The 2,022-nt window shown below is 33.7% G+C and carries 2 protein-coding genes and 2 pseudogenes; all 4 read left to right on the top strand.

Annotated features, from left to right (window positions below):
- Positions 1-2 precede the first annotated feature (2 nt).
- A pseudogene (locus HNQ06_RS05770) lies at positions 3-176 on the top strand (terminase large subunit domain-containing protein); the annotation flags it as partial.
- Positions 177-317: 141 nt separating this feature from the next.
- The gene (locus HNQ06_RS05515) at positions 318-890 is read left to right on the top strand and encodes a DUF228 domain-containing protein (RefSeq protein WP_246343403.1); all 573 of its coding nucleotides are present in this window, start codon (positions 318-320) and stop codon (positions 888-890) included.
- Between the two features lie 3 nt (positions 891-893).
- Positions 894-1,688 (top strand): annotated as a pseudogene (locus tag HNQ06_RS05510) (DUF228 domain-containing protein).
- Between the two features lie 14 nt (positions 1,689-1,702).
- On the top strand, positions 1,703-2,022 hold a 320-nt coding region (locus tag HNQ06_RS05505; protein WP_184107994.1), incomplete at its 3' end, for a DUF228 domain-containing protein.

The following is a 2,022-nucleotide window of genomic DNA, read 5'->3' as shown; positions in this document are numbered from 1 at the left end:
TTATTTTTGATACTAATCCCGATCATCCAGAACACTATTTCAAAACCGATTATATTGACAATATAGCGACTTTTAAGACATATAATTTTACAACCCATGATAATGTTTTTCTTAGTAAAGGATTTATCGAAACTCAAGAAAAGCTATATAAAGATATACCAGCATATAAAGCAAGAGTTTTGCTAGGTGAATGGATAGCAAGCACGGATTCAATTTTTACACAAATAAATATTACTGAGGATTATGTGTTTACTAGCCCAATAGCATATTTAGATCCAGCATTTAGTATTGGAGGGGACAACACTGCTTTATGTGTTATGGAAAGAGTTGATGATAAGTATTATGCTTTTGTATTTCAAGATCAACGACCAGCCAATGACCCTTATATTATGAATATGGTAAAGACTGTTTTAGAAAATTTCAATGTACATACACTGTATTTAGAGGATAGAGATGATACAAAAGGTTCTGATGGAGTTTGCACTAGTAGTAAAGACAAAATAGAAAATTATCCTGCTAAGGGGTATCCGTATAAGCGCGGAGTCAAGCTTAGTTTTGGTGATGGTACAACAGAACTTGAAGTTGAGGCTGGTGGTGAAGACGATTTATACGGAGTTTGCACCGATATAGACGAGTTTAGTGGTATGGCAACTGTAATTCCAATTACAAATAATTTTACGGGTTATTTAACATTCAAGAAAAATGGAGAAAATGGTATAAAACCGGGTGATAAGCTGCATTTTAATGCACATGGAGAGCTTGAAAAGAATGCAGGAGGGGCTCAAAAATCTGCTAATGCCATAGCGCTTTCAAAAGTACATAAATTGAATGATGATTTATCCATAGTGCTCGCCAGTGTTTTTGGAAATAGAGCTTTAAAGGGTAATTAAATTATGGCTGTAAAAGACAAAGGGCAAGCTAAAGGCTCTGATTCTGATGATAACTTATAATTAGGTTTAGAAGCAGAAGTTACAGCTGCTGCTCCTAGAGCTAAACGTCAAGCAAGACAGGCTGAAGAGGATGTACAAGTAAAAGATTCTTATTTTGATTCAGCTAAGGAACTTGACAATATTCTTTTAAAATTTAAAAAATATTCAAAATCAATGAGTTCGATTGAAAATAAGGTTTTTGGTAGTTCAGGCAGCTGTTTTAAATCGAAGAATGAACGAATTAATGCTTATTCCTTTACATGTTCAAGTTTTACAGACAAAATAGAAGAATATTTTTATGATTCAAAAAATAGTTTTCCATACAAGCGTGGTGTAAAGCTTGTTCCAAAAGAGAACTCTATATATGTTGAGGCTAGTGTGGATATTGATATGTATGGAATATGTGTAGATGTGTGTGAGTTTAGTTGTACCGCATATGTTTTGCCAATTACAAATAACTTTGAAGGTTATCTTGTTACAAGAAATCCAAATATAAAATCAGGTGAAATATTAGACATTAATAATGATGGGGTTATTATCAAGGCTGGCGGTGGACGTCCAACCATGATCAACGCTTATGCGCTATCTGATTCATTTACAATCAATTTTTTATCAGAAGATGAGGATTCAAAGCAAGCTAAAGCTGTAAATGCCAAAAAAGAAGATTATTCTATTAATTTGATAAAAGTTGCAATTTTTGGCAATAGAAGTCTTGAAAAAGAAGTATTTCTCCATGCTGTTGCGGGTGTAGGTGGGTAAAAGGAGGCAAGTTGATGGCAGATACAACACAATTAGTAAAAGAATATCATGAAAAGAGAAGTAAACTAGAAAAATTAATGAAAAATCCACAACACAATTCTAGTTTGCTTAGCAATTCAGTAGAGTTTAGAGACAAAAATGTACAATTTTTTGCTTCTGGAGGGACTAGAACTAGTAAATTTGATAAATTGGAAAATCATCCATTTTTAGGATATCCATATAAGCGCGGGGTAAAAAGGGTTATTCAAGAGGCACAAGAGAATCAAATTCACTATGAGCCCCATGTTGAGGCTGGTGGTGAAGAAGACTTATATGGAATATGCACCGATATAGA

This window comes from Borreliella lanei (assembly GCF_014205895.1).
Taxonomy (GTDB): Bacteria; Spirochaetota; Spirochaetia; order Borreliales; family Borreliaceae; genus Borreliella; species Borreliella lanei.
The sequence above is the reverse complement of the archived record's forward strand: the minus strand, read 5'-3'. Positions and strand labels throughout refer to the sequence as shown.

Coding starts and splice junctions, on each gene's coding strand:
- HNQ06_RS05515 (WP_246343403.1), top strand. CDS start 318: ATGGAAAGAGTTGATGATAAGTATTATGCTTTTGTATTTCAAGATCAA.